Origin of the sequence: Pseudoalteromonas sp. Scap25 (genome assembly GCF_013394125.1) — a bacterium.
Classification (GTDB): Bacteria; Pseudomonadota; Gammaproteobacteria; order Enterobacterales; family Alteromonadaceae; genus Pseudoalteromonas.
The window spans coordinates 1,936,190-1,962,167 of sequence record NZ_CP041327.1; the positions used below are offsets into that span (position 1 = coordinate 1,936,190).

The 25,978-nt window shown below is 39.5% G+C and carries 23 protein-coding genes and 1 riboswitch; of the genes, 14 read left to right on the forward strand and 9 right to left on the reverse strand.

Features of this window, described 5'->3' with window-relative positions; all coding sequences use genetic code 11:
* Nucleotides 1-221: 221 nt before the first annotated feature.
* Nucleotides 222-2,354: a pre-peptidase C-terminal domain-containing protein gene (locus FLM54_RS08910; RefSeq protein ID WP_178956197.1), complete on the forward strand. Its 2,133-nt coding sequence runs from the start codon at nucleotides 222-224 to the stop codon at nucleotides 2,352-2,354.
* A gap of 170 nt (nucleotides 2,355-2,524) precedes the next feature.
* On the opposite strand, the gene FLM54_RS08915 is transcribed toward FLM54_RS08910, so the two are convergent.
* The gene (locus tag FLM54_RS08915; RefSeq protein ID WP_178956198.1) at nucleotides 2,525-3,337 is read right to left on the reverse strand and encodes an alpha/beta fold hydrolase; all 813 of its coding nucleotides are present in this window, start codon (nucleotides 3,335-3,337) and stop codon (nucleotides 2,525-2,527) included.
* A gap of 327 nt (nucleotides 3,338-3,664) precedes the next feature.
* Nucleotides 3,665-3,868, reverse strand: a complete 204-nt coding sequence (locus tag FLM54_RS08920) for a hypothetical protein (protein WP_138764970.1) — start codon at nucleotides 3,866-3,868, stop codon at nucleotides 3,665-3,667.
* A gap of 168 nt (nucleotides 3,869-4,036) precedes the next feature.
* Here FLM54_RS08920 and FLM54_RS08925 point away from each other — a divergent pair, with 168 nt between their 5' ends.
* On the forward strand, nucleotides 4,037-4,291 hold the full coding sequence (locus tag FLM54_RS08925; RefSeq protein WP_256872082.1) for an ogr/Delta-like zinc finger family protein: 255 nt from the start codon (nucleotides 4,037-4,039) through the stop codon (nucleotides 4,289-4,291).
* Nucleotides 4,292-4,856: 565 nt separating this feature from the next.
* Here the strand turns inward: FLM54_RS08925 and FLM54_RS18845 are convergent.
* Nucleotides 4,857-5,024 carry a hypothetical protein gene (locus FLM54_RS18845; protein ID WP_249365171.1) on the reverse strand — a complete coding sequence of 56 codons (168 nt, stop codon included), beginning with the start codon at nucleotides 5,022-5,024 and terminating at the stop codon, nucleotides 4,857-4,859.
* A gap of 432 nt (nucleotides 5,025-5,456) precedes the next feature.
* On the opposite strand from FLM54_RS18845, the gene sbcB reads away from it, so the two are divergent.
* On the forward strand, nucleotides 5,457-6,908 hold the full coding sequence (gene sbcB / locus FLM54_RS08935) for an exodeoxyribonuclease I (protein WP_178956199.1): 1,452 nt from the start codon (nucleotides 5,457-5,459) through the stop codon (nucleotides 6,906-6,908).
* Nucleotides 6,909-7,120: 212 nt separating this feature from the next.
* On the opposite strand, the gene FLM54_RS08940 is transcribed toward sbcB, so the two are convergent.
* Nucleotides 7,121-8,002: an NAD(P)-dependent oxidoreductase gene (locus FLM54_RS08940; protein ID WP_178956200.1), complete on the reverse strand. Its 882-nt coding sequence runs from the start codon at nucleotides 8,000-8,002 to the stop codon at nucleotides 7,121-7,123.
* A 120-nt stretch (nucleotides 8,003-8,122) separates the two neighbouring features.
* Between FLM54_RS08940 and FLM54_RS08945 the strand changes: the two genes are divergently transcribed.
* The gene (locus FLM54_RS08945; protein ID WP_178956201.1) at nucleotides 8,123-8,644 is read left to right on the forward strand and encodes a glutathione peroxidase; all 522 of its coding nucleotides are present in this window, start codon (nucleotides 8,123-8,125) and stop codon (nucleotides 8,642-8,644) included.
* An 83-nt stretch (nucleotides 8,645-8,727) separates the two neighbouring features.
* Nucleotides 8,728-9,708, forward strand: coding sequence for a 2-hydroxyacid dehydrogenase (locus tag FLM54_RS08950; RefSeq protein ID WP_178956202.1), 981 nt, complete (start codon nucleotides 8,728-8,730; stop codon nucleotides 9,706-9,708).
* Between the two features lie 82 nt (nucleotides 9,709-9,790).
* Here FLM54_RS08950 and FLM54_RS08955 read toward each other — a convergent pair whose 3' ends face one another.
* Nucleotides 9,791-11,113: a sodium-dependent transporter gene (locus tag FLM54_RS08955; protein WP_178956203.1), complete on the reverse strand. Its 1,323-nt coding sequence runs from the start codon at nucleotides 11,111-11,113 to the stop codon at nucleotides 9,791-9,793.
* Between the two features lie 166 nt (nucleotides 11,114-11,279).
* Between FLM54_RS08955 and FLM54_RS08960 the strand changes: the two genes are divergently transcribed.
* Nucleotides 11,280-12,038 carry a 4'-phosphopantetheinyl transferase superfamily protein gene (locus tag FLM54_RS08960; protein ID WP_178956204.1) on the forward strand — a complete coding sequence of 253 codons (759 nt, stop codon included), beginning with the start codon at nucleotides 11,280-11,282 and terminating at the stop codon, nucleotides 12,036-12,038.
* On the opposite strand, the gene lysC is transcribed toward FLM54_RS08960, so the two are convergent.
* Nucleotides 12,012-13,403 carry a lysine-sensitive aspartokinase 3 gene (gene lysC, locus FLM54_RS08965; RefSeq protein ID WP_178956205.1) on the reverse strand — a complete coding sequence of 464 codons (1,392 nt, stop codon included), beginning with the start codon at nucleotides 13,401-13,403 and terminating at the stop codon, nucleotides 12,012-12,014. The two genes, FLM54_RS08960 and lysC, sit on opposite strands and share 27 nt — an antisense overlap.
* Before the next feature lie 75 nt (nucleotides 13,404-13,478).
* Nucleotides 13,479-13,651, reverse strand: a riboswitch (Lysine riboswitch).
* A gap of 98 nt (nucleotides 13,652-13,749) precedes the next feature.
* Nucleotides 13,750-14,997, reverse strand: a complete 1,248-nt coding sequence (nhaD, locus tag FLM54_RS08970) for a sodium:proton antiporter NhaD (RefSeq protein ID WP_109874512.1) — start codon at nucleotides 14,995-14,997, stop codon at nucleotides 13,750-13,752.
* Between the two features lie 196 nt (nucleotides 14,998-15,193).
* On the opposite strand from nhaD, the gene FLM54_RS08975 reads away from it, so the two are divergent.
* The 6 genes from FLM54_RS08975 to FLM54_RS09000 all read left to right on the forward strand — a co-directional run bounded on the left by FLM54_RS08975 (nucleotide 15,194) and on the right by FLM54_RS09000 (nucleotide 21,287).
* Complete coding sequence (locus tag FLM54_RS08975) at nucleotides 15,194-16,465, forward strand: hypothetical protein (RefSeq protein WP_010388660.1); 1,272 nt, start codon at nucleotides 15,194-15,196, stop codon at nucleotides 16,463-16,465.
* A 5-nt stretch (nucleotides 16,466-16,470) separates the two neighbouring features.
* Nucleotides 16,471-17,019 carry a condensin complex protein MksE gene (locus FLM54_RS08980; protein ID WP_010388659.1) on the forward strand — a complete coding sequence of 183 codons (549 nt, stop codon included), beginning with the start codon at nucleotides 16,471-16,473 and terminating at the stop codon, nucleotides 17,017-17,019.
* Entirely contained in the window at nucleotides 17,016-19,808 is a 2,793-nt protein-coding gene (locus FLM54_RS08985) for an ATPase (protein ID WP_178956206.1), read from the forward strand. Before FLM54_RS08980 ends, FLM54_RS08985 begins: the two co-directional genes overlap by 4 nt.
* A 105-nt stretch (nucleotides 19,809-19,913) precedes the next feature.
* Nucleotides 19,914-20,465: a DUF4136 domain-containing protein gene (locus FLM54_RS08990; protein ID WP_008109277.1), complete on the forward strand. Its 552-nt coding sequence runs from the start codon at nucleotides 19,914-19,916 to the stop codon at nucleotides 20,463-20,465.
* A 200-nt stretch (nucleotides 20,466-20,665) separates the two neighbouring features.
* Nucleotides 20,666-20,965 (forward strand): hypothetical protein, encoded by a 300-nt coding sequence (locus FLM54_RS08995; protein WP_178956207.1) that lies wholly within the window; start codon nucleotides 20,666-20,668, stop codon nucleotides 20,963-20,965.
* A complete protein-coding gene (locus FLM54_RS09000) occupies nucleotides 20,946-21,287 on the forward strand; it encodes a hypothetical protein (protein WP_178956208.1) in 342 nt (113 codons plus the stop codon). The genes FLM54_RS08995 and FLM54_RS09000 overlap by 20 nt, the downstream gene beginning before the upstream one ends.
* A gap of 71 nt (nucleotides 21,288-21,358) precedes the next feature.
* Here the strand turns inward: FLM54_RS09000 and FLM54_RS09005 are convergent, their stop codons facing one another.
* The gene (locus FLM54_RS09005) at nucleotides 21,359-21,862 is read right to left on the reverse strand and encodes a peptide-methionine (S)-S-oxide reductase (RefSeq protein WP_178956209.1); all 504 of its coding nucleotides are present in this window, start codon (nucleotides 21,860-21,862) and stop codon (nucleotides 21,359-21,361) included.
* A 202-nt stretch (nucleotides 21,863-22,064) separates the two neighbouring features.
* Here FLM54_RS09005 and FLM54_RS09010 point away from each other — a divergent pair, with 202 nt between their 5' ends.
* Nucleotides 22,065-23,918: a TonB-dependent receptor plug domain-containing protein gene (locus tag FLM54_RS09010; protein ID WP_178956210.1), complete on the forward strand. Its 1,854-nt coding sequence runs from the start codon at nucleotides 22,065-22,067 to the stop codon at nucleotides 23,916-23,918.
* A gap of 452 nt (nucleotides 23,919-24,370) precedes the next feature.
* On the opposite strand, the gene FLM54_RS09015 is transcribed toward FLM54_RS09010, so the two are convergent.
* Entirely contained in the window at nucleotides 24,371-24,634 is a 264-nt protein-coding gene (locus FLM54_RS09015; RefSeq protein ID WP_041708812.1) for a YkgJ family cysteine cluster protein, read from the reverse strand.
* Between the two features lie 171 nt (nucleotides 24,635-24,805).
* On the opposite strand from FLM54_RS09015, the gene FLM54_RS09020 reads away from it, so the two are divergent.
* Complete coding sequence (locus FLM54_RS09020; RefSeq protein WP_178956211.1) at nucleotides 24,806-25,978, forward strand: efflux RND transporter periplasmic adaptor subunit; 1,173 nt, start codon at nucleotides 24,806-24,808, stop codon at nucleotides 25,976-25,978.

A 25,978-nucleotide genomic window follows, 5' to 3' on the forward strand; every position in this document is an offset into this window, starting at 1 on the left:
CCATTTATCCTTTTTAAAATAAGCTGATTTCAAAGTGAAAAATGCAATAATTTCCGAGTAAAGTTAAAAATATTTTAATTTTTTCTGGCGAAGATCAAAATGCGGCCTACCCTTAGTATGTGAATTAGGTACTGATTATTTGCTCAAAATTAAATCATATGGGCATGCAGTTGATCATTTACGTTACATCAAACCACTTGTTAGTGAAAAAGGATATAAAGATGAAAAAATGTAAATACGCAGCATTGCTCGCTTCAGCTATCTATGCACAATACAGTTTTGCTGCAATCGATGAGCTCACTATTTTACAACACACTCAAGAAGCAAAAAAAACCACAATTGCCAAACACGCTAATACCCATGTAAATCTTTCTAGGCAATTTACAATCGAAACAACACAAGGTCCTGTAATTACTCAAACTGTATCGCACCCTAATGCTGATTATATAAAGCTACATTTTAGCCAAGTAGATCTAAATGGTGACGCAAAGTTAATCGTTAGAAGCGAAGACAACTCAGAGCGATATGAATATAGTAGGAATAATATGGACGCTGCAACAATCGATAGCTTAAACGGAGATGATGGTGTGCATTCATTTTCTTCTATGTCGGTTTCAAATGACAGCGTTATCATTGAATATTACCCTGATCCAAAAAACAGTAAGCAGCAACACCAGTTTGGTGTTATTGATAGCTATTTTTACGGCACTGAAAGTGCCAATATAAATATCAATGAACAAAATAAACCTGCCCCTTTGTCTACCTGCGGTATTAATGAGCGCAAAGATGTGCAGTGTTGGGCTAATTCCAACCCAACAGAGTTTGACCGCAGCCGCCCCGTAGCACGCCTAGTAATTGGTGGCCGCAGCTTATGTACCGGTTGGCGCGTTGGCAGCGATAATAAATTATTTACCAATAACCACTGTATAGAGACTGCATCTGAGCTTGCCTCTACAGAAGTGTGGTTTAACTACCAAAATAAAAGTTGTAATGGGACAACCAGAGAAACCACTGTAAAAGTAACAGGTAAAGAGTTTTTTAAAACTGATTACACGTTAGATTACACCCTATTTAGTGTTAATGACTTTGCCAATATTGAACAGTTTGGTTACTTAGGGCTTGATGTGCGAAACGCACAGCAAAGTGAACGTATTTATATTCCGCAACATGGTTCAGGTAATCCTAAGGAGCTGTCGATTGAATCTGATCAAGACACCAATGGTTTGTGCCAAGTTAATGCCCCCTCAACGAATGGGCGTGGAAGTAATACTGATATTGGATACTATTGTGACACTATAGGCGGCTCTTCTGGTTCTCCTGTTGTTGCAGCATCAAGTAATCGTGTTATTGCACTTCATCATTTAGGCGGATGCTACAATAAAGGCGCCAAAATAAGTAAGATTTGGCCCCAAGTCGCAACTTACTTTAATAACACAGTGCCTGTTGGCGATAACGACGGTAATACACCACTGCCACCTACCGCACGTTTTGAATACAGCTGTGAGCAATTACAGTGTAATTTTGATGCAACAAGCTCCAGCTCAGCAGGTACTATCAATAGCTATAGTTGGAACTTTGGCGATAATCAAACCGATACAGGTGCAACTGTAGTGCATAATTTTGTATCTGAGGGTGATTACGACGTCTCTGTTACGGTGCAAGATAGTAACAATAATACAAACACGCTAACCCAAACGATTAGTGTTTCAAATGGCTCACCAACAGAAGTTGAATTAACTAAAGGGCAAGCATTAACAGGCCAAAGTGCAGCATTAAATCAAGAGACTATTTACTATATTGATGTACCTGCAAATAGCACTAACATCTCAATCGACATAACGGGTGGTTCAGGTGATGCAGACCTCTATGTTAAAAAGAGTAGAGTGCCAAGCACAAATAATTACGACTGCCGCCCATTTAGAAATGGTAACAATGAAAGCTGTAATATAAGTCAAGGAGAAGGTCGTTTTTACATTATGCTTAAAGCGTATAACAGCTATCAAAACGTAACTATCGTGGCTAATTATGAAAATAGCGCACCACCTACAGATAATGACACTCGCGTATTAACGTCTCGTGCTTATGGATTTCCAGATTTTTGGCAGCGCTATAGTTATGTAGTACCTACAGGCGCAACCACTGTAAACATAAAAACATTGGGTGGCGAGGGAAATACTAACCTCTATGTTCGAGCGGATGCAGCGGTAACAAAAACACAATATGATTGCTTATCGAACAACAAAGACAACAATGAAAGTTGTATCTTAGAAGTGAGTTCAGGCCAGACATTACAAATCGGCTTGTTAGGTGTCACTAATTACGATTGGGTTAAGCTTGTTGCAACTGCAAAATAAATAATATCATTCCCCTAAAAAAGCACTGTAGTGAACCTGCAGTGCTTTTTATTTGGTTTTAATATACTCTTTTAATGCAGGCGTAATAAACATCACAATAAATAAAAAATACCACCTATTACAAAAAGAACTCATAGTTAGTCGTTATTAAAAAACATAATCCGATCTCGCTATTGAGTGCGTGATAATAGCTTCAAAACTTGTTTAACTACCATTTCTGGCTCATCATTTTGTGGATAGTGGTAACTTTTACTGGTTAGCACTATCTCACCTTGAGGAAAAGCATTAGCCCAGTTTGAATGCAGTTCTCCCCACATTTCACGCCCTTTTTCAGTAAAAAATAACACCGATGGATTTTCATATTTTTTAACTGAGGCAATAACCGTCACGGGAATATCTGCTATTTGTGGATAATCGGGCAGAGGTCGCTTCGACCAAAAGTCTAAATACTGATTCGACATGCCGCTTTTCATATCATCACGTTTTATAGCGGCAATTTCTTTTTCAGCGCGCGGTAAATCAATCTTACGCATAATATCAACATCATGCTCTGAGGCGGGTTCAATTAACATTAACGCTTTAATGTTATTGGGGTAGCTTGCTGCAAATACCCTTGCGATATAAGCACCATAAGAATGCGCCATATAAACTACCGGTTCATCAATTTTTAGCGCTTTGAGTAATAATAAAGCCTCAGCAGCATACTCTTCTGAGCTATAGTTTTTCTTTATTTGCGCTGAGCCGCCATTGCCAATTCGAGAATAGCGAATTACTTTTGCATGCTTGGTAAGCGAGTTATAAATGGGATCCCAATCACTAAGCCCTGCAGAGCCACCCGCCTCGAGTAAAATAGTGTGTTTGCCACTACCCGCCATTTCATATTCAATATCAAAGCCATTTACTTTAACTTTAGCAAGCTCAGCAAACACAGCGGTTGAGGTGATTAATACCCAAAATAGAATCGTTTTTATTATTAGTTTCATATTGTTAAAATAGATTAGTAGTTAGTTTAAGTTTATAACATTATAAATAGAGCGAAAAAACCTTAATGGATGAATTAATCATTCTACTCTTTTTGGAGTTTTTCACCTGACATCTTATACAGCCATGTAACCGTTTATGGAAAAAGGTTGGTAGACTATGGGTTATAAAGTCGCGCCCTGGTACTTTGAATTTGTGATAGTAGGCATTGCCGTTTCAACAATTGGGCTAATGCGATTGTTTAGAGCATTTTGGGGTGTCGGGATAAAAAGAAAGCGCTAGTTAGGAGCTAGAGCTTTTACTTTATAGTTCATGGCATATAGATATTTTTAGCTATTAACTAGAATCCTATATTTAACTAAATCGACATGACTATATAGATTTTTGACACCTTTACCCTCTTCAATGAATCCTACTTCATCGAGGTGTATGCCTGCTGTATTACCTTCTATTACGCGCCCTTTAGCAACCAATACATCATTCTTCATTAGAGATATGATTTTATTATTAAGTTCACCATTCTTATATTCCATTACATTTTCCTTTTTTGATTGAAGATGCAACATATCAGATTAGTCGACATTATAAAAAATAAGATACTTACGTAACCTTAGAAACTTGCGCTGTGCTAATAAGAAGTATGACACCTAATAATAGTTATTTGTTATGCACAAAATGACAGTGTATTTTATTAACGATTAGTGGTTATTATAGCGCGGGTTACTTGTCCAAATTGCGAAGCTAAAGCAACAATTACGTCACGCAAAAAGCAAAGCGCCCATGTGGTTAATTTATATTGCTCGTGTACTAACACTAAAGAGTGCGGGGCTACGTTCCGTATTACCCAATCGTTTGATCACTTCTTAAACCCGCCTTGTAAAACCACTGCGCAATTAGCAGCATCGCTTATTAAAAACCTACCGCGTGAAGAACAATTAGAATTAATTGGTCTATAAACTAAATTCCACACCTGATTACCGTTCAAAATTTCCAATTTTTCAAGTATGTATAAAAAAATAGCAATCAATGATGATTAAAAAAGCAACTAGATTTATTTTTTAAAAGCGTAAATTTAATCTTTCCTTAGTTGATTTTCATTATTATAAATGCTAACCAACAGTATCAGGTTAATACCTACTAACACAAATACGATATCCCAAAGTTATCCACAATGAGAGCGTTTTCTGTCCCTTGCAAAAGATCCTTAATCACATTATCTTGGTGTTGAAGCTGAGATTATCACTACATCTTGTGGTGTTCTTCAGTGGAGGGACTAACACCATACGCCAATATGGTGTTAGTAAAGTCACTTGCTGAGATTCCAGCAAACGCTTATTTGTACGAAAACAGCGTAACGTATTCTGAAATTATCGGCAAGTTAGTTTTATATTTTTTGGAGGGTAAAAAGTTGAAATTCAGCTTATCCTTAGAAATTTCGGAACGAGCAATTATTAATGTTACACACCTAATAATTGCAATCTGTAGCTTGCTAGCAATGTAATTATAAAGGGCTAAAGAAATTTAGCCCTTTATGTTTTCCTTATCTTTATATGATCTTTTCTCTGGAACTGGTGGTTTTTTTAGGTTTAACAACTGAGTTATACACCCGGTTGCGGCGTTTAACGTTTGTGTTTTTTCTTTTAGGTCGGGTACCTTTTTAGCTAACCACTTTGCTGCAATATCTGCCATTGTGGGTAAGCCCTTGGCATTGTTTCGCATGAGTTTAAGTTCTAGGCGTGGGTCTTTATCTTGGCTTAACCAATTTTGAAATAATGGGATATAGTCTTGCACTTCTTTAATGCTAAGCCTCGGATAACGCCCTAGCGTAATAATTACCTGTTTACCACCTACACGACAACGGTAGTGCTAAGTGATAGTCCCCTTAGCAGATACCCTTACACTTAAACTATCTCTATGCGATAATACACACGGTGTTTGATTTTTGCCTAGCAGCTTTATTATTTTCGTTTAACTGGTTGCCATTTAATTTTTTATACACAGTTAGCAAAAAATTTATACGCGAATTTATACACACCATGCAAATATTAAAGTGCTTTCTAAAATAGACAATAAATAACAAAAGCAAATAAAACCCACGAATATATAGGGCTTAAAGAAAGAATGAGCGAACCAACATACTACGAAAACCAAGCAACAATCTATTGGCACGACTACGAAACTTGGGGAGCAAGCCCGCAAAAGGATAAGCCGAGTCAGTTTGCCGGTGTACGCACCGATCTTGATTTAAATATTATTGGCGAGCCGCTTATTGAGTACTGTAAGCCACAAGCGGATTATTTACCGCATCCTGAAGCGTGTTTAATTACCGGTATTACCCCACAAGTGGCGATGCAAAAAGGCTTAGTTGAGGCTGAATTTATTGCTAAAATTCATGCAGAATTTAGCGTACCCAATACCTGTGTAGCTGGTTATAACAGTATTCGCTTTGATGATGAAGTAAGCCGATATAGCTTTTATCGTAACTTTTACGACCCGTACGAGCGTGAATATAAAAACAATAACAGCCGTTGGGATATCATAGATTTAGTGCGTGCCTGCTATGCGCTGCGCCCTGAGGGTATTGAATGGCCATTAAAAGAAGATGGCAGCCCTAGCTTTAAGCTTGAGCATTTAACCGTCGCTAATGGTATTGAACATGCCGCTGCGCACGACGCACTAAGTGATGTAACGGCCACCATTGCACTGGCAAAGCTAATTAAAGAGAAGCAGCCTAAACTGTACCAATTCTTTTTTAGTCTTCGCGGTAAAAAAGCACTCGCTGAAATGGTTGATGTGTTTAATATGACCCCATTAGTGCACACCTCGTCTCGTATTCCAGCAACACAAGGTTGTACCACTTGGGTAGCACCTATGAGTTTTCACCCGGTAAATAAAAACGCGGTTATTTGTTTTGATTTAACCCAAAACCCACAGGTATTACTTGATTTAAATGTAGAGCAATTACGCAAGCGTTTATACACCAAACGTATAGATTTAGCAGAGGGTGATTTACCGGTAGGTTTAAAATTAGTGCATTTAAACAAGTGCCCTATTTTAGCACCTGCTAAAACGCTACTGCCTGAAAACGCTGCTCGCTTGGGTATTGACCGTGAACAATGCTTGGCTAATTTAGCCATTTTAAAAGCCAATACCGAGCTACGTGATAAAGTCACTGAGGTATTTAATGAGCAAGGCGATTACAGCGCGACCACGAACGTAGATTACTTATTATATGATGGCTTTACTAGCCATGCTGATAAAGCTAAATTTGCGATTATTCGTGATGCAAAACCTGAAGACTTGGCAAGTTTAAAGCTTGAATTTGAAGATCCTAAATTTAATACTTTGTTGTTTAGATACCGCGCCCGTAACTGGCCACAAACGCTAAACCAACAAGAGCTTGATCAATGGCGTCAATATTGTCAAAGCAAGTTAATGCATGGCGAAGATCAACCCTCAATCAGCGCACAAGATTTTATGATCACCCTTGAAAACCTAGCGCACGAGCATGATGACAGCGAAAAAAATCTTACAATTTTAAAAGCCTTATACAATTACGCGCAAAGCATGTAATTTGCTTTAGTGTATATAACCCATGAAAAACGCGACCCTTTAGCAAAAAGTGTCGCGTTTTTTGTTACTAGGTAAAAAACCAAAAAACTATCCCAACAAGAGAGGTAAATGAGAAAACATAAAACCAACATTCTTTTTTTAGGTGTATCACTTTCTCTAAAAGCGCAGCGCCTCTTAGCCTCTTTGTGAACAGTTTACTTTTACCAATTACATTACTTTTTATGTAGTGCTTCAATACGCGCTAATAAGCTTGAGGTATCGTATCGACCGCCACCAAGAGCCTGCACATCGGCGTAGTATTGATCGACCGTTGCAGTCATTGGCAGCGTTGCACCATTATTTTTAGCTTCATCAAGGGCAATGCCTAAATCTTTACGCATCCAATCTACAGCAAAACCAAACTCGTACTCGCCTGCCCACATTGTTTTGTAGCGGTTTTCCATTTGCCACGAACCAGCTGCGCCTTTAGAAATGGTTTCTATTACTTTTTCGCCATCAAGCCCTGCTTGTTTAGCAAAATGTAAGCCCTCAGCTAATCCTTGCACTACACCTGCAATACAAATTTGGTTAACCATTTTACATAATTGCCCTGAGCCCGCTTCGCCTAAAAGCTGACTAAAACGGCTAAATGCACTCATGATAGGTTGTGCTTTAGCAAATACCGCTTCGTTACCACCCGCCATTACGGTTAATACCCCATTTTCAGCGCCAGCTTGACCGCCCGATACTGGCGCATCAATAAAGTCGATATGCTGTAAAGCTGCTTTTGCCGCTACTTCACGTGCCACTTCTGCTGAGGTAGTTGTGTGGTCAATTAAAATTGTGTTTTCGTGCATACCTGCTAGCACACCGTCATTGCCGTATACTACTGAACGTAAATCGTCGTCATTACCTACACACATAAATACCATATCGGCATCGCTTGCTGCCTCACGCGGAGTAGGTGCAAAGCTGCCGTCAAAATCTTCGACCCATTTTTGTGCTTTAGCCACCGTGCGGTTATAAACACATACGTTGTGCCCTGCTTTTGCTAAATGCCCTGCCATTGGGTAACCCATTACGCCTAAACCTATAAATGCAATTTTAACTGACATAAAAATGACCTATTTAACTGATAACTTAGAAACATAAGCTCGATTATGTCAATCGGCCGCTAAAAAAGCGAATGAAAGTCTTTTAAAATTTCCCGCATAAGGAAATTAGGTAGGTAACCTATGGATAGCATTTATCAATTTAACGCACAACTTTGTAATAACAGTGATTTTCCTTTGAGCCAGTTAAAAGGAAAAACGGTTCTTATTGTAAATACAGCAAGCAAATGTCATTTTTCGGCGCAATTATGTGCGCTTGAAAAGCTATACCAACAATACAAAAGCGATGGGTTTACTATTTTAGCCTTTCCATGCAATCAGTTTGATAAAAACGAACCATTAGAGGGCATGGCAATAAAAGACTACTATCAAAAACACTTTGCAATTAATTTTGAAGTCTTTGATAAGGTTATGGTGAATGGCCCAGATACACACCCCTTGTTTAGTTATTTAAAATCACATACGCGTGGAATTGCACAAAACCGTGCCATAAAGTGGAACTTCACTAAGTTTTTAATTAATGCTCAAGGACAACTAATTGCGCGCTATGCGCCGCGCACTAAACCAGAGTCATTACACAGCGTAATAACAAGCAGTTTAGGGTCAACGCAGATTATAAAAACAGCAAACACTCGTTTTGGTTAGGCATCTATAATAAAAATGGTTTATGGTAGATGTAACTAGGCTTGGTTTTCACTTAGCCCACTAAGTTAGTAGGATAGTAATAAATGAAAATTGCTTTTTTTAGTGCTCAAAAATACGAGCGGCCTTTTTTTGAACAAAGCTTAACTGGCTTTTCTAACATCGCTATTACCTATTTTGAGCAAAGTTTATCGGCGCACACTGCGGTTTTAGCTAAAGAATTTGATGCGGTATGCGTATTTGTAAACGATTCGGTAGATAAAGCGGTTATTGAGCAACTGGCTATATTTGGGGTTAACACCATTTTACTGCGCTGTGCGGGTTTTAATAATGTAGATTTAGCCGCTGCTAAACAGCATGGTATGCGTGTTCTGCGCGTTCCGGCTTACAGCCCTGAGGCAGTCGCAGAGCATTGTATTGCACTTATGCTTACGCTTAGCCGTAAAACCCATAAAGCTTATAACCGCGTACGTGAAGACAATTTTGACTTAAACGGCTTACTTGGATTTAACTTACATAATAAAACGGTGGGTATTATTGGCTGCGGTAAAATTGGCCAAGCATTGTGTAATATATTAACCGGTTTCGGCGCTCACATTTTAGTGTGCGATCCTAATGCACAAGCTGGTAATTACACAATTACTGATTTAAACACCTTGCTTACACAAAGCGATATCATTTCTTTGCATTGCCCGTTAAACGAGCACACCCATCATTTAATTGACGATGACGCATTTGCAGCGATGAAAACAGGAGTTATGCTAATAAACACCTCGCGCGGTGCATTGGTTAATAGTAAAGCGTGTATTAAGGCACTTAAATCACAAAAACTAGGTTATTTAGGGCTTGATGTGTACGAGCAAGAATCAGAGCTGTTTTTTAAAAACCACAGCGACGATATAAACCAAGACGATATTTTCTCTCGCTTGGTAAGCTTTAAAAATGTATTGATCACCGGCCATCAAGGCTTTTTTACTCAAGAAGCGCTTACAGAAATTGCCAATATCACCTTACAAAATGCATTTGAGGTTACTCAAGGAAATAGCTTAACAAACGAAGTGCTATAGCGCGGCTAAACAAAAAGCAAAAAAGCGAACAAAATATAGTGTTCGCTTTTTTTGTTATCAATAACACATGAGTTGTTGTATTCTAGCCAAACGCAACGTTTGCAAATACTAAGGTCATTAGCACTGGGCAGACAAAACGAATGTACTGAGCAAACCAATAATGTGCACCAGAACTTGCTTGATGAAGCTTATTACCACGCTGCCATAACCAGCCCACTGTAATAAAATAAAACAGTCCCATCAACGGGAGTTGGTATTGGGTAAATACCATAATAACCAAACCAAATAGCCAATCAAAATTAACAATAATAGTACTGGCACAAACAAATACAATGGCGCTAACGGCCCATGTAGCTTTGGTTCTATCAACACGGTGGTTTTCTACTAAAAAAGCCACCGGAATTTCAGTCGATGAAATGGTTGATGTAACTGAAGCAATCGACATCAACACAAAAAATAGTAAGCCAACCAATAAACCAATTTCACCCATGGTGCCAAATAACTCAGGTAATATGGCAAAAATAAGCTGCCCTTCACCAATTAGCTTGCCGTTGCTAAATACTTCAACGCCATTGAACTGCGCCACATATATAGCCGGTATAATTAATAGTCCAGCTAAAAATGCCACGCTGGTGTCGAGTAACGCAACACTTGCAGTCAATTTTGGTAAGTTAGCACCGGGCTTTAAATAAGAGCCATAAATCATCATACAGCCCACACCCAGTGATAATGAGAAAAACGCTTGCCCCATTGCGGCAATAATTAAATCGGGGTCGAGTATTTTACTAAAGTCAGGCACTAAATAGGCCGCAAACCCTTCGCTGGCACCCTCTAAGGTAGCAATGTAAGCAATTAGGCCAACGAGTAAAACAAGTAATAATGGCATTAAACGGCGCGACCAGGTTTCAATTCCTGATTTAACACCTTTTAAAATAATGCTAGCGGTTAAAATAAGCATCAGCGGCGTAAATATAAAATTACGTAGCATAGAGTCGCTATGTAAAAACTCACTCAAGCTCTGCACACCTAAAAAGGTGGTTATAGGCTCTATGGCGTAAGAAAGCATCCAACCTGCCACTATTGAATAAAAGCTTAACATGACAATTGCGCCAGCTAAGCCTATATAACCTGCAGCAGCGCCTACTTTAGGCGCATGGTCTTGCCATGCTTGGCCTAAGGCTTTAACCGGATTAGCTTGGGCTTTGTAGCCTAAATACAGCTCGGTGTATAACGCGGGAAGCGCTAGCAAAAAAATAACAATAAAGTACACCAATAAAAATGCGCCGCCACCATGATTAGCAGCCTGTGTAGGAAAACCCCATATATTGCCTAAACCTACCGCAGCACCGGCTGCTGCCAATACAAAACCAAGTCGACTTTGAAAACCATCACGCACTTGTGTCATACACCTACAAATCTGTTATTATTTTATCGAATGTGAATTAAACCATATTTAAGGGCGACTGAGTAATAAAAATGTACTTAGCGCGCATAACAGCAAACAACCGCTCACAAACTATCCAGCTTATAACGATAACTATGTAATCGGTATTCACTTTTAACGAGCAATAATGAGTTCAGCTTACTTCGACAATCAGTTATTACAAACCCCGCTTGCTGAGAATAATAACCACACCATTTTATTATTTGATGCCAGCCAATTGCAGGTTGATGAGCTAACACTTACACAGTTTTTAAGCCCATTTGAATTAAGTGTCATCGCGCGTCGTAAAACGCCCCAAGCAAAGCAAGAATATGTAGCAACGCGGCTGTTACTAAAATATTTAGTCAAAAGTGTATTACCTAGCAGCAGTAATATAACGCTTGATAAAATCAGCTCTGAATTTAATCAACAAACCAGTAAGCTTGAGCTAAATATAAATAACAACCAGGTGTATAGTTGCTGTGTGTCACACTCTCATGGTTTGGTAGGCGTGGCGCTAAATATTGATCATTCGCTATTTGGTTTTGATATAGAAAAAATCAGTTTAAAACGGCCATTTGAAAAACTCGCAAAGCACTTTTATGATGCTGCAGAAGTGGCTCTTATAACTAAGCAACCATGCACAGCTTCTAAAGCGGCGACATTTTTTAGACTTTGGACTTTAAAAGAGGCGTTAGCAAAAGCAACCAGCCGCCCTATTGCCCAGCTATTAAGCCCCAATGTATTTTGTGAGCTTGGCAACTCGCAATTAAGTGCAACTAGTACCGCATTAACAAATGATGTAAACGAGCAGTTTGATATTAGCGTTGTGGCAAAAAAAAGCACCGACTGGCAGTGCTCATTTATCTCATTTGCAGCGTTAAGCAGCAAGCTCGCCTTCAAGTAGTCGGCTATGAATAGCTTGGACCACAGCATCAGACTCACTTTGCTCGACTAAAAAGCACAGGTTGTGTTTACTCGCACCATGGCAAATAAGACGAATGTTAAATTCGCTCAACACCTGCATTAAATTCATTTCGTGCTGACGCAATACAATTTCAGACCCAATAAGTGCTACTAGGGTTAAATTGTTCTCAACCGATACATGGCAAAACTCAGCGAGTTTATCTAAGCATTCTTGATCTAGCTCTGGGCGTGATGCATTAGGCGCGTTATCAAGGGTAATAGCTACACTAATTTCAGAGGTAGTAACCAAGTCTACCGAAATATTACATTCACTTAAAATAGTAAAAATACGCGCTAAAAAACCACTCGCTAATAGCATTTCAGGGCTTTTAAGGGTTAATAATATTTGATTTTTACGTTGCGTGACCGCACGAATACCAGGTAGCTGAGATTTTTCTCGTTCAATCCAAGTGCCACCACGCTCTGGCTCTGTGCTTGAGCCAACAAACACATTTATATGGCTGCGACTGGCTGGCAAAATTGTAGCCGGATGCAGCACTTTAGCGCCAAAAGTGGCCATTTCTGCCGCTTCATCAAAGCTTAAACGCGCAATAGGTGTGGCTTTTACACACAAACGCGGATCGGTGCTAAAAATACCCACTACGTCGGTCCAAATATGCACACTTTTAGCGTTAATTGCTTCAGCTAACAAGGCGGCACTGTAATCAGAGCCACCGCGACCTAGTGTGGTAGTTACATTGTTTTCATCGCTGCCAATAAAGCCCTGAGTAACAATTACATTGTTCTCTAGTAAAGGAATTAAATGCTCTTTAGCTGCAAGCGCTGTGGCGGCTACATTAGGCGTGGCTTTACCAAATTGGCTATCGGTTTTAAGCACCTGGCGAACATCAAAACGCTGCGAATTTAAGCCCTTTAAGCGCAATACTTGAGTAAATAAATACGACGATAAACGCTCGCCAAAGCTGAGTAACTCATCGTGTTGCTTCTCTGTTGTCAGTATTTGATGTGCCAGTGTTTGGAAGTCATCGAGGGTGTTATTAAAACCAAGCGCTAAATCATCATCTAGGGTCAGATCAGTTAAAATTGCCTGCTGAATAGCAAGTACACCGTCAACATGCTGTTGACGTTCAGCGGCATCAATATCGGCTTTGCAAAGTGCCACCAAGTGATTAGTTACACCGGCGCTGGCGCTCACTGCAACAATTCGAACGCTGTTATCGTTTACAATGATTTCGCTACAACGGCTCATCGCCTCAAAGTTAGCAACGCTGGTGCCACCAAATTTGGCAACAATGTAATCTGATTTTGTGCACTGTGAACTTTGTGGCACTGATTGGGTAGTCATTTCGTCTCCTTTCGCGGCATCCAAACCGCAATAAAACAAGAAGAACTTGGCAGGAAATAAAGATAAGAAAAATCTACTGCCAGAAGCTCTCCACCTAAATTGGTGACAGTTTTGAGGATTCAGCCCCATAAACCGAAAAACAATGGTAACGACCCATTATTTTCCTCGGCGAGTACTTCCCTCCTTAATGGTCGCAGGCTGTCGTTGCCTCACATTAAGTACCTAAGTATCGCACCTCTTCTGAATGTATTATTAACCTGTGGCTAATAAAACAAAACCGCACTAAGAGTGCGGCTTTGAAAGTTATCGTTTAGACGTCTAGCTGTCAAGTCGTTTTATTATAAAATCAAATAAAACTACCCATAAAGTAAGAGCCAGCATAACCAAAGGTGTAACACACTAACAAATACAACGACAAACGAAGGTAACTTGCAAAAGTAAGTTCTTTAACCTTACTCATAGCAATAATACCAGCCGCCGAACCAATGATCAGCATTGAACCACCCACACCGGTTGCATACGTAAACGACAACCAATGCTGTTGACTCATTACAATGTCGGCTTTTAGTAACGCAGCCGTTAGTGGCACGTTATCAACACCGGCCGATAAAATACCCATTAAGTAGTTAGCGTACTCTGGCGCCATCACTGTATACAGGTTTGTAAATTGGCTTAGCACGCCCACTTCTTTTAATGCGCCAACAAGTAATAACACACCTACGAAAAACAGTAAGGTGTCGTACTCTATGTCACGTATAAAGTCGATCATATCTTTATTGATGTCTTTTTTGCGCATTAAAAATTGCGCGACTAAAAACATAATAGACAGGCCGAGTAAAAAGGTAAGTAACGGCGGCACACTATATAAAACACTTAAAGTAAGGGTAGAAATAACGGTAGTGAAGAAAATGACAGCGATAGTAATGTCGGTTTTTTCAATGCGTTTAAATTTAGTCTTTTTAAACTCTAACTGCTTGTTCATACCAATTGATAACAAGGTAGCCAGTAATAATACGCTTAATAATGCAGGCACAATTAACAATAATAAGTGACTAATAGTCACTTTACCATCAAGGAAAATCATTAACGTGGTTACATCACCTGTGATAAGTGAAACACCACCGGAGTTCACTGCAAATACAATTAAGGTGGCGTACTTAACTAGTTTTTTGGCTTCAAGCTTTAATGACATGATAACAGCCAAGGAGATCAGTGTAGCTGTTACATTGTCGGAGATAGACGAAAATACAAATGCAAAACACCCTACCAAAAACATTAGCTTTCGTTCACTAATACTGGTTGGCATTATCCGGTTCACAACATTTTCAATAAGTCCCTTGGAGTTTAAATAGGCAACAAAGGTCATTGCGGCCATTAAAAACAGCCATAAGGAAGCAATTTCTAAAATATTGTGGTCAAGGAGGGTTTGAATCGTTTCAGGGCTTTGCCCATTAAGAGGAAAAATAAAGGAGATAATCCAACAAAGTGTACCAAAAAATAATGTCGTTTTGGCTTTGTTTACGTGAATCACATCCTCAATAACGATAAGCAAGAATGCAATCGCTATCAGCGTCAGGATAATCGAGGAAACCATGATATTAAACAACCTTCGGGTTTAAGTAAAAATTGAAACCATGTAAAAAATAGAGGTACACACTCTATGTGCCTATATTCGGCGCGGATACTATCACTAAGCGAGTGTAAAAACTATTATTAAATCGTCGCAAAAACGAATACCATATAAGTTCAAGAAATATAAAATAACGAATACTAGGATGTTGTAACGCCTTATGATCCCAGCTAAAAAGCTACTTAATACCCTCACTGAGCATTGGGGTGTATTAGAGCTATTATTTAAACGCTTTAAAATGGCCGACTTTAGTATTAAAGATTTACAAAATGCCATAAAACAAAAGCAACCGACGTGGAATAATGAGCGTATTTATAAAGAAACCAATCGGTTATTAAATCAAGAAATCATTATTCCCTTGGCTAAATCGTCACAACTAGAAATTAACCGTGCCATTGCGGACTTTGCTACCTTTTTACTTCAAGAAGAACATTTAGGCTTAGCACAAGAAATTAGTGTATTGGTTGATGATTTAGCTCGCTTAGGTAACCGGCTATCTAATGCCGGTGAAATGGAAGATTTTGATGATTTACGTCGCTTTAGCCGCATTATGGATGATCGGGTTCGTAAAATAATTAAGCTGTTTTTACATAACGAAAACGCCATTTTAAATATTGTTGAGCAAGCCAAATCAAATAACGCGGTGCAATCGCTGCAAAAGCGCTACAAAGCCGTCATAGAAGCGTTTGATGAATATATAGAACCCATGCTAGAAATGGTCGATATTAGAGGCGACTTTCATGCCTGTTTTACTCTAATTGAGCAACAAATTAGCACCCAAATAGAACATATTGAACGCTCAGGCAAGGCGTACAGTGATAAACGTATGCTTGAGCAATTACGTACTCGTATTCTCGAAATGCATCTAGTTGGCCGGACAAGCTTACGTAAAAGTGCCGATATGCTAATGCCACTGCGTGAAGAGTTGCGCCGTAATAACCTTATTACCCGCCAAGCGGCAAAAGTATTAGGGCTAATTCGTAAAAACGGGGTGGATAATATGCTCAGCGCCGTGCAACCCCATTTTGTAAGCGATGCGCAAAAGTATTCATTGGGTCAACAGCGTCATATTGTTGCCTATATGGCAAGCTTAGCTGAGTTTGAACACCACGAATATCAGCTACCAGAACAAAATGATGTGCCCGCGTTTGTCACGCCAAACATTCCTGACTATCACGATGTAAAAGCGCAATTTACCAAACGCTTTAAAAAGCAGCGTAAAAAACCACAGCCTTTGCTGCAATTTTTAGATGAAAGCTATCCTGAGCTTGAAGCCGATGAAATGCTGTTTTTGTATCAAAAGTTGGTAAGCGATAGCACCCTAGAAATTAGCCAAAGCGATAAAAAAGCCCGCGTTAACATTGCAGGCCAGCACTTTAATTTATATCCCTTTAATTCAGAGCCTCAGGCTGATAAAGCCGAGCACGAGTAATCACCATGACCCATATAAACTTAGATGAGCTTTCTCACTTACAAGCCATTAATAAAAAATTAGTCGCCGGTTACCACATTTGCGAACAAGACACCGTAATGTGGCAAGAGCTTGACCAACAAATAGACGCTTATACTGCCTTATTTACAGCACTAGGCCACGAGTTAAAACACGATAGCCGTGGTTTTTATTATTTTGCCAGCGATGAAAGCACCCCAAACATGGGTAAGATTTCCCGCGCTGTAGCGCTCACTATTTACATTTTAATAGAGCATTTTGCCAATACAGGTAAAGACCCAATGCGCGCATTATTTGACGAGCCAAACGATTTAGAGCTCATGCAAACCTTGGTGCAACTTAATAAACATTTATTTGATCAGCTTGAGATATTTTCGGGTTCTGACTTACGAAAAGATGTGTATTTACGCATGGTACGTTTAGGCCTTGCCCGCGAAGTAGAAGGTGGCTTTATGTTGCAAGCCCCTATTCACCGCTATATTGATGCCTTAATGGAAGTAAACGAAGAGACCTTTATTAGTGAGGACGAGCAATGAAAAATTTATACGGACTGAGTAAACTCGCCCTACTAAATACCGCAGGCTATGCAAAATGTGTGATCCCACTGGATAAAAGTAGCTCGATTTGTGCCCCTAACAACACAGGTAAAAGCTCAGTAATTAATGCACTGCAATTTCCGCTAATTAACGATTTACGCCTAACCGAGTGGGATGGCCACGATTTAGATGAAACCCGTAAGTTTTATTTTTCATCAGATCAATCGTACATTTTATTGCAAGCCGATTTGCCCCATGGCTCAGTCGTCATTGGCGTAGCCGGCTTAGGTAAAATTGCCGGTTATGCACACCAATACTTTTGCTATCAAGGTAAGCTTGATTTAGCCCAGTACACCCAAGGCAATACCATTATTAAGTTTACCAAGCTGTTTAATCACTTAAAGCAGCAAGGTTACAACCCAATAGAGCTTAAAGCACAAGAGTTAAACGCCCTACTGACAGGCGGAGCAACGCAATTTGACGGTGAGATCAATTTAAAAATGATCCCCCTTAACAACGTTCAAGACTCTGCAATATACAAAGAAATATTTCGTCGTATTCTTAATTTACATAAATTAGGCGCAAACGACGTTAAGCGCTTTATGCTCCGTGTGTTTGAACGCCATATGTCAAATTCTAAGGTCGACTTTTACGAGGTTTGGCGCCGTTCGTTTGATAAAGTAAACCGCGCAAAACGTGAATTAAAAGCCCTTGAGTCAATGCAAGAGCCCATAGCCGCCCTTGAATCTATGCTTGAAAACCAAACCGTTCTTAAAGGTAAACTGGCCGCTTATGCACCAAAAATTGACCAAGCACTGATTGATTTTGATGCTTACCAAGAAGAGCAACTAAGCGAGCTCAACATCGCCCTTGAAGACATTGAGCACGAAAAGCACGAGTTCGAACAAAAGCAAGGGCTATACGTGCAACAATCGCGCGATATAGAGCGCAAGCAAACTCAAATTGAACAATGGTTTTTAGATTTCAACGCCCTTAAAAGTGAATTTGAGCTGGTTAATAAAGCCACTATCAAAAGCAACCTAACGCAGTTAAAAAATGACTACGAGTCGTTGTCACACTCTATTACGAGTGCTCAAGGGCAAAGTCTGCACACCCTTGATTACCGTATTGGTGAAACACAAAAACAAATTAAGAGCTTAAAGTTACAACTTAAAAACTTAGAATTTAATTTATTCACCCGTATGCGTGAAGACTTATCACTTAAAGAAGTAGAAGAAATATCGCGGCTATTGAACCCCGATCTTCTCTCCTTTGCCACCACCAGTAATGGCGATATAACCATTGATGACGAAGACGCCTTTGGTGAATTTTTATCACAGCTGAGCGAAAATGTTAAAGGCGGTATACTCACCCTACCTGGTGCCAGTATTAAACTTAAAAAGCTCTCACCAGTACAAATGCAAAGCGGCGAAAATAAAGAGCAACTGAGCGCTCAGTTAACCGCGCTTGAGCAATCATTAAAAGAGTTTAAACAACAGCGCGAAGTGGCCGCCAATGTTGCTGATAAACAAAAAGAAAAAGACGCGCTATACGAGGAGCTTATGAGTGCAGAAAGTGCACTTAAACGCTTAGAGCAATTTGAAGTGATGCAACAGTCAGTTGACGCCCAAGCAATGCTAAAAGAGCAGCTTTTAGCCGAGCGCGAACAAGTTGACGATTACCTACAAGATATTCAAAAAAACAGTGGCTCAATTGCTGATAGACGCTCGTTAATCAAATCAAAACAAGCGCAAATTAATCGTCAAACAGAGCGCTTACGCCAAGTTAAAACTGAGCGTATTGACCACACTTTAGATTTATACAGTGGTAAAGTAACGCCTTACATGATTGATATAAAAATCGATTTTGATAATTTAAGCGATTTAATTCATCACTTTAATAAGGACTGCCAAGAGCTACGTAATTTCGATATAAATGTACGTAATACCTATATGCATATTTATAATGCCGGTATCACTAAGTTTGATAACGAAAACGATGAGTTTAGTAAATATCAAAAGCTTATTAGCGCGTTTCATAACATTGATAACGAGCGCGATGCAGTTGAGCGCCAAGGTCGCGTTGCCCTCACCGAAGTAGCCGCTACAATTAAAGGACTGCGCGAAGATTTAGACCGCTTACGCCGTGAAATGAATAGCTTTAATAAAGGCATTAGCCAGCACCGCATCTCAAACCTGCAAGCGTTTAAAATTAATATTATCCCGCGCAAAATGTTGGTAGATAGTATTGATACCATTATCAGTACCTCTAACCAATTTGAACAAGGCGATACCCTAGATTTACTCAGCCAAGAACCTTATAGCGAGAGCGCGGTAAACGAGGCAAAAGATCATTTAATTAAACTCGCCTCAGACAAAGCAGGTCTGACCCTCACCGATTTGTTTGATATTCGTTTTGAAGTGGTTAACCGTGCAGGTGAAACCGAGCACTTTGAAAAGATAGACTCGGCTGGCTCAAATGGTACACGTATCACCATTAAGCTATTATGTGGCATGTTGTTTATTCGTTATTTATTAAGCGATCAGGAACAAAACTTATACCGTATACCTATTTATATAGATGAAGCGGCTGATATCGACCCGCAAAATCAAAAGGCAATTATAGAAACTGCCCTGAGCTTTGGCTTTGTGCCAATATTTGCCTCGGTTAAACCGCAAATAAGTTGTGATTATATTGTGCCAATTCGTTCAGTAAAAGACGGCGCACAAAACTGGGTAGATGAAAAAGATTGGATTGAGGTTGAACATAAATCACCTCAGCTAGACTAAGAATTAATTGGCTATTCATCTTAGCCAGTTACACTTATTTTATAGATTTTAAATTACCCTCGCCCATGGTAGTTTAAACAAACGCACTTTATTGGAGCAAACGGAATGAAACACATATTTATTGTCGCAGCACTGGCATTACTAACCGCCTGTACACAAACGCCCGATTGGGATTACGATAAATCAGCAAACTTTAGTAACTACAAAACGTTTGCTTGGGTAGAAAACGCGAGTCTAACCAAAGACACGAATAACTACCAAATCAGTGGGCTTATGGAAAAACGCGTTCGCAATGCGGTAAACAACCAACTAAGCCAACAATTAGGTATGCAATTGGTTGATGTAGCGCAAGCTGATGTACTTGTTAATTACCATGCAAGTGTAGATAAAGAGCTTGAAGTTGACAGCTTTAACGTAGGCTACGGTGCGCGTTGGGGTTACTGGGGCACAGGCTTTAACCACGATGTAAGCGCACGCGAATATGAAGTAGGCACATTAGTTATCGATATTATTGATCGTGAGTCAAACCAATTAATTTGGCGTGGTGCTAAAGATGGTCGTTTAAAGAAAAAACAAACCCCATCACAACGTGAAGCCGCTATTAAGGAAACGGTTGCCAATATTTTAAGTAACTTTCCGCCTAAAGCGCAGCAATAAACTTTAATTGATATTTAAAAGCCCGCATGTTTGCGGGCTTTTTTATGGCTTAAAGACTGTTTACCTATAAAGTAATAAGTTACACATTAACAAGGTGATAGCTCAATGCTATAGTAATCATGTTACAAGGATAAAGCTTAATCAATAAGACGTTTAGTAAACGTTGTGTTTAAAGTTGTGAGATAAATTAAAGGATTAAAATGAAAGAAACGTGCCCAAATTGTAAAAGTAATTTTGCAGCTAAAGATATAAAAAATATTAACAAAAATAGTATTTTTATTGAAAAACAATGCCCTTCTTGTCAAACATGGTTTTGTTCGAATAAAACACTCACGATTATAAAAATTATTGGTATTTTTTTATTGTTAATAACCAGCCTATTAAATATCTTCAATATTAAAAGCCAATACAGTCTAATGTTTTCAAGCATTGGCTTGGTAGGAATACTGGTAGCAATCATTATTACTTTTTTTGGCCAAAATGAAGCAATCAAAAAATAAGAAACCAAAAGTAAAATATGTAGATATCAGTAATACGAGAATGCTATTGAATCAAATCTCATTCTCTTTAGTCTTTTGGGCTTTGGGGTTATTACTTATAATAATCGCAGGAAAATCTATATACGACGGTTATGTTCATACACCAACAGATTATCGAGTGGAGTCTGAGGTTTATTTTTTCTCGACCTCTCCATTTGCTTATCTTTTTAACCTTCTTTTTTACTTAGGAACTGGGATCTACTTTTTAGCTGTGCCCTACCTTTCTAGAGATAAGTTTCCTCGAAAAAAGAAAAAGCCTAATAAATCTAAAAAAAAAGCATAAACGAGGTAACAGCTAATTTTAGCTTTATTAGTTACCAGTCTTTTTTATTCAAATACTCCCCAATGAAGTTGTTATTTATACTTGTGTAATAAATCAAGTGGGATATGGCAATAATCATCAGGGTGATTGGTTAAACGGTCTTGATGCTCAGGATCGCTAGGGACATAATTAGTCAATGGCGCTACTTGTACCGCTATTTTTTCAGCATCATCACGCTGGCTAATATAGTCTTTGGCGATGTTTAAATGATTGCTGTCTTGGCTAAAAATGGCGGTGCGGTATTTTTCGCCTACATCGTCACCTTGTTTATTGATACTGTATGGGTCAATAATCTCAAAAAAATAGCCAATTAATTCATTTAAGGTTACTTCTTGGGCATCAAAGGTTATTTTCACGCATTCGGCATAGCCATCGTATTCACCTTGTGTTGTGTTACTCGTGCCGTTGGCACGCCCCGCCTCAGTAGTCACTACTCCAGGTAAATACCTCATAAACTCTTGCACGCCCCATAAGCAACCACCAGCAAAATAAAGTGTGTGCTGATTTAATGAATGACTCGATTGTTGTGTTTGCATAATAAAGTGACCAATGTAAATAATTTATAGGTTGCAGAGTTACTATTTTGTAACGCTAGGTTTGATTATCAAATGCAGTTTTTTATCATTAATGTACAATAGCGCCCAAAATCACCCTAGCTTAGTGAGCTTACCTTATCATGTGATAAAAATGATAAGGTATTTAATTTTTAGCGTCATTGCATAAAATGAGAATAATGATATGAATCGTGCCCCGCACCTTATAATACCGGCCGTACTAGCCAGTATTTCAACTGTTGCTTATGCAGAGCAGAGTAAAGAAACAGCAACCATAGAAAAAATAACAATTGAAGCGTCACCCACTGCCAATACCTTACCAGTAGGCACTTTTGATTCACCTATTTCAAATTTAGAATACGACCCGCGTGTTGACTTGCAATCACGCAATATGGCTGAAGCACAAGCTGATGTAACGATACGCGGTGGTATTTTTGAAAATACCGGCTTTAGAGTCGGTAGTGCAACCCTACTTGACCCGCAGTCTGGTCACTACTTTGCAGAAATTCCTATTGCACCACAAATGCTAACGGGTGCCAGCGTATTAACCGGAGCCGATAACGCACTTTATGGCATGAATAGCTCTGTGGGTACTGTGTCGTTTGCTTGGAAACCAATAACAACCGGTGGCAGTGTCTCTTTGGGCGCAGGCTCAAATGACTTTAACTTACAAACAATTCATGCAGGTTTGAGTTCTCCACTTGAAGCAAACGCTAATTGGCATATTGGTTTTGAAGGTGAATATTCGCACTCACAAAGTGATGGTTCAATTGATTTTGGCGACCATGATTTTACCCGTACTTCTGGCAGAGTGCAGTTAACTGGGAGCGATTCACAAACTGATTTATTTTACGGCTTACAAGAAAAGTTTTTTGGTTGGCCAAACCTTTATACCCCATTTGGTGTCAATGAAACCGAAGACTTAGAAACTCAATTATGGATGCTCAACCATAAACAAGCCTATGCTACCAACAGTGAATTTGAAGTATCCGCTTATTACCGCGAGCATAACGATCATTATGTTTATTCAAGAGAAAACCCAAGCGCGTTCCAAGCATTTCATGAAACACAAGTAAAATCATTGGCTATTTCAGGTCGTCATGCGCAAACAAAGTCAGTTGCGGTTAATTACTCGGCGCAATATATAGAAGATAGTATTGACTCCACCACCCTTGAAAATAACTTTACTTCACGTAACTACTTTAAGATTAGTTTATTACCAGAATACAAAACATCCCTTGCAAGTGATCAGCAACTAACTGTACGTTTAGGGGCTACATTTGATAACACCAGTCGTGATGATTCCGAGCTATCGCTAATTGGTGATGTTAGTTTCAATACCCAAAATAACGATGGCACTGAGCGAACATTGTATTTATCGTATGCCGAGGCAAGCCAAGTAGCAGGCTACACCGCCATTGGTGGCAGTGAATCAGGTGGTTTGTTTAGAAGTAACGCTAACCTTGAGCGTGAAACCACCAAAAGCTTAGAGCTGGGCTTATTGCTTGAGCAACAAAGCTGGCAACTCAATTCAGCGCTTTTTTATCGTAAAGATAACAACCTAACCGATTGGACATTTAACTTTGATTCAAGCTCTGCACGATTTGCACAGCCTGTTGATATTGATACTACAGGCCTTGAGTTTTTAGCCACTAAACAATTTGATAACGCAGAAATTATTGCCAGCTATGCGTACTTACATAAAACAGAAACCTACGGCGCTGAAAATATTGACGCTAGCTTTTATGCCTTAAATTTTCCTGATCATCGTGTAACACTCGGTGCGATTTGGAACCCAATGGATATATTAGAGTTTCGTGTAGATAATGAGTGGCGTAAACAGCATAACAATGCGCTGCGCCGTTCAGGCGACGAAGCGCTATTTACTCAGCTGACGGTAAAAATAACTCCGCCAGCTGTGCCTAACTTCTTTATTAGTCTTGCGGCTGATAACTTGTGGGATGAGTCGTTTGAAGAAATTCCAGGTACGCCAGGGCGCGGCGAGCAATATACACTAAGTGCCACGTATAGCTGGTAACTTTATCGCTCAGCGAGGGCTTACTCCACGCTGAGCTTATCTTTTAAGTTAAAATAAGACACAGACCAGTAGAAAGCTGAATTAGAAATTTCATTTCGCAGCCCTCCCTAAGTACTCTAAAAGCGCAGAATCCCCTCCTCTGTGTACATGCATAATTGAAATAGTATGAGCAAAGAGAAGTGAATGAGAAATCACTAGTAACTAAGCCAAATAACTTTATGTCTAAGTCACTCACTCTTAAAGCGCAGCGCCTCTTCGCCCTCTTTGTGCATTTATAATTAAAAAATTATGAACTGAGAGAATTAAATGAGAAATAAATGAGGTAACACTAGCGACAATGTAAAGTAGATACGTAATTTTCTTCTCTGAGTATGGGTTTTAGAAACACAAAGTAAGTGTCTACACTTTTCAAACGTATTAATTGTAAATATATGTGTATTTAATACAATAAATTAGGTTAATTGCTCTAATTCGGTAATTAACGTTAATGCTTGCTCATTGGTTGTCCCGCATACATCTAACGTGGCACTAAAGTCACTGCACACTTTTGGGCGCGACTCATCACCAAATAGCTTGCATAAATTACGTTCATCCAGCTGAATACAACGTTCTCCGGCCTTTTTACCGTTTGGCATACCTGGAATTGGCGAGCTAATACTCGGCGCAATACAACATGCTCCACAGCCTAAACGGCACGCCATTGATTGTGTTTTCATTCTAACCTCAGTAATAAATTTCAATTGTTTTGTTGCTGCTTTGTACATAAATAGCGTGTTTCGTTCTATTTGTAACCGCTTTGTGCAATGACTTGTTACATCTTCAAACACACTGTAAACACTTTATTGCGTATCATTAGCCCATCAGCACAATTTATGAAGGAATGCCCTGTGGCGACTAAAAAACAAATAATACTTCCGATCGCGGTCCTTGTTGGTGGCATTGGCCTCGCAGCAGGCTTTTCTGCAATGAAAAAGCCACCAGAAGAAAAGCCCCCCCAAGACATGCGCCCTTTGGTTGCAGCACAACCAGTCCACCTTGATGCAATTACCCTCGATGTAAAATCGTACGGTATTGTGCAACCAAAAGACCGCACTGAATTGATTGCTCAGGTGAGTGGCCAAGTTATTTCAGTTGCAGGACAATTTGTTGAAGGTGCCTTTGTAAAGCAAGGCGACATTTTAGCACGAATTGATCCAAATGATTATGAAGCTGATTTAATTGAAGCAGAGGCAGGCCTTGCCCAAGCAAGCTCAGCACTCGAAATTGAACGCGCACAAGCGCATGTTGCTAAAGCCGAATGGGAACGCATTAAAGCAGACTCAAGCGATGTTACTGCATCAGCACTGTATTTACGTAAACCGCAATTAGCAGAAAAAATGGCGCGATATCGCTCAGCCCAAGCAAGTGTAAAACGTGCTAAACGTAATTTAGAACGCACATATATTAAAGCTCCCTACGATGCGATTATAAACGAGCGCAGCATTAGTTTAGGCTCTGTAGTTAATCCTGGTAATAGCTTTGGCTCTCTTAGTTCAACTGAGGTCGCCGAGGTGCGTTTACCTGTTGCCGATAAAGAGCTGCAATACCTTAATAATAGTGGCATAGGCGCAACAGTTGAATTTAATGCACAATACGCAGGTAAAGAAACTACATGGCAGGCTAAAGTGGTACGAAGTGAAGGTGTGATTGATCAAAAAAGCCGAATGAGTTATTTGGTTGCCCAACTTCAAACCCCATATGAAGGGGTTCAGCCACTTCGTTTTGGCTCATATATAAACGCTACAATTGAAGGTCGCGCCGTTAATGGCGCTATTGTTGTTCCTCATCATCTGGTTAAAAATAATAAAATTGCAGTGTTAAACGATGATTTAACTTTGTCATTTAAAACACTCAATATTATTCGCGAACAAGATGGCATGGTCATCGCAAATCAAGGCTTAGCAGAGGGAGAACAACTGATAACTTCTGCTCTTGAATACCCTAGCGAAGGAATGGCAGTAAAAATTGAAGACACTGTGACCAAACCAGACGTTACTCAACTTGCATTAAAAGGAGAGTAA

Coding starts and splice junctions, on each gene's coding strand:
- FLM54_RS08990 (WP_008109277.1), top strand. CDS start 19,914: ATGAAACACATATTTATTGTCGCAGCACTGGCATTACTAACCGCCTGT.
- FLM54_RS08995 (WP_178956207.1), top strand. CDS start 20,666: ATGAAAGAAACGTGCCCAAATTGTAAAAGTAATTTTGCAGCTAAAGAT.
- FLM54_RS08920 (WP_138764970.1), bottom strand. CDS start 3,868: ATGGAATATAAGAATGGTGAACTTAATAATAAAATCATATCTCTAATG.
- FLM54_RS09000 (WP_178956208.1), top strand. CDS start 20,946: ATGAAGCAATCAAAAAATAAGAAACCAAAAGTAAAATATGTAGATATC.
- lysC (WP_178956205.1), bottom strand. CDS start 13,403: ATGACTACCCAATCAGTGCCACAAAGTTCACAGTGCACAAAATCAGAT.
- FLM54_RS09005 (WP_178956209.1), bottom strand. CDS start 21,862: ATGCAAACACAACAATCGAGTCATTCATTAAATCAGCACACACTTTAT.
- FLM54_RS08985 (WP_178956206.1), top strand. CDS start 17,016: ATGAAAAATTTATACGGACTGAGTAAACTCGCCCTACTAAATACCGCA.
- FLM54_RS09015 (WP_041708812.1), bottom strand. CDS start 24,634: ATGAAAACACAATCAATGGCGTGCCGTTTAGGCTGTGGAGCATGTTGT.
- FLM54_RS09010 (WP_178956210.1), top strand. CDS start 22,065: ATGAATCGTGCCCCGCACCTTATAATACCGGCCGTACTAGCCAGTATT.
- FLM54_RS08945 (WP_178956201.1), top strand. CDS start 8,123: ATGGATAGCATTTATCAATTTAACGCACAACTTTGTAATAACAGTGAT.
- FLM54_RS08960 (WP_178956204.1), top strand. CDS start 11,280: ATGAGTTCAGCTTACTTCGACAATCAGTTATTACAAACCCCGCTTGCT.
- sbcB (WP_178956199.1), top strand. CDS start 5,457: ATGAGCGAACCAACATACTACGAAAACCAAGCAACAATCTATTGGCAC.
- FLM54_RS08915 (WP_178956198.1), bottom strand. CDS start 3,337: ATGAAACTAATAATAAAAACGATTCTATTTTGGGTATTAATCACCTCA.
- FLM54_RS08955 (WP_178956203.1), bottom strand. CDS start 11,113: ATGACACAAGTGCGTGATGGTTTTCAAAGTCGACTTGGTTTTGTATTG.
- nhaD (WP_109874512.1), bottom strand. CDS start 14,997: ATGGTTTCCTCGATTATCCTGACGCTGATAGCGATTGCATTCTTGCTT.
- FLM54_RS08980 (WP_010388659.1), top strand. CDS start 16,471: ATGACCCATATAAACTTAGATGAGCTTTCTCACTTACAAGCCATTAAT.
- FLM54_RS18845 (WP_249365171.1), bottom strand. CDS start 5,024: ATGGCAGATATTGCAGCAAAGTGGTTAGCTAAAAAGGTACCCGACCTA.
- FLM54_RS08940 (WP_178956200.1), bottom strand. CDS start 8,002: ATGTCAGTTAAAATTGCATTTATAGGTTTAGGCGTAATGGGTTACCCA.
- FLM54_RS08910 (WP_178956197.1), top strand. CDS start 222: ATGAAAAAATGTAAATACGCAGCATTGCTCGCTTCAGCTATCTATGCA.
- FLM54_RS08950 (WP_178956202.1), top strand. CDS start 8,728: ATGAAAATTGCTTTTTTTAGTGCTCAAAAATACGAGCGGCCTTTTTTT.
- FLM54_RS08975 (WP_010388660.1), top strand. CDS start 15,194: ATGATCCCAGCTAAAAAGCTACTTAATACCCTCACTGAGCATTGGGGT.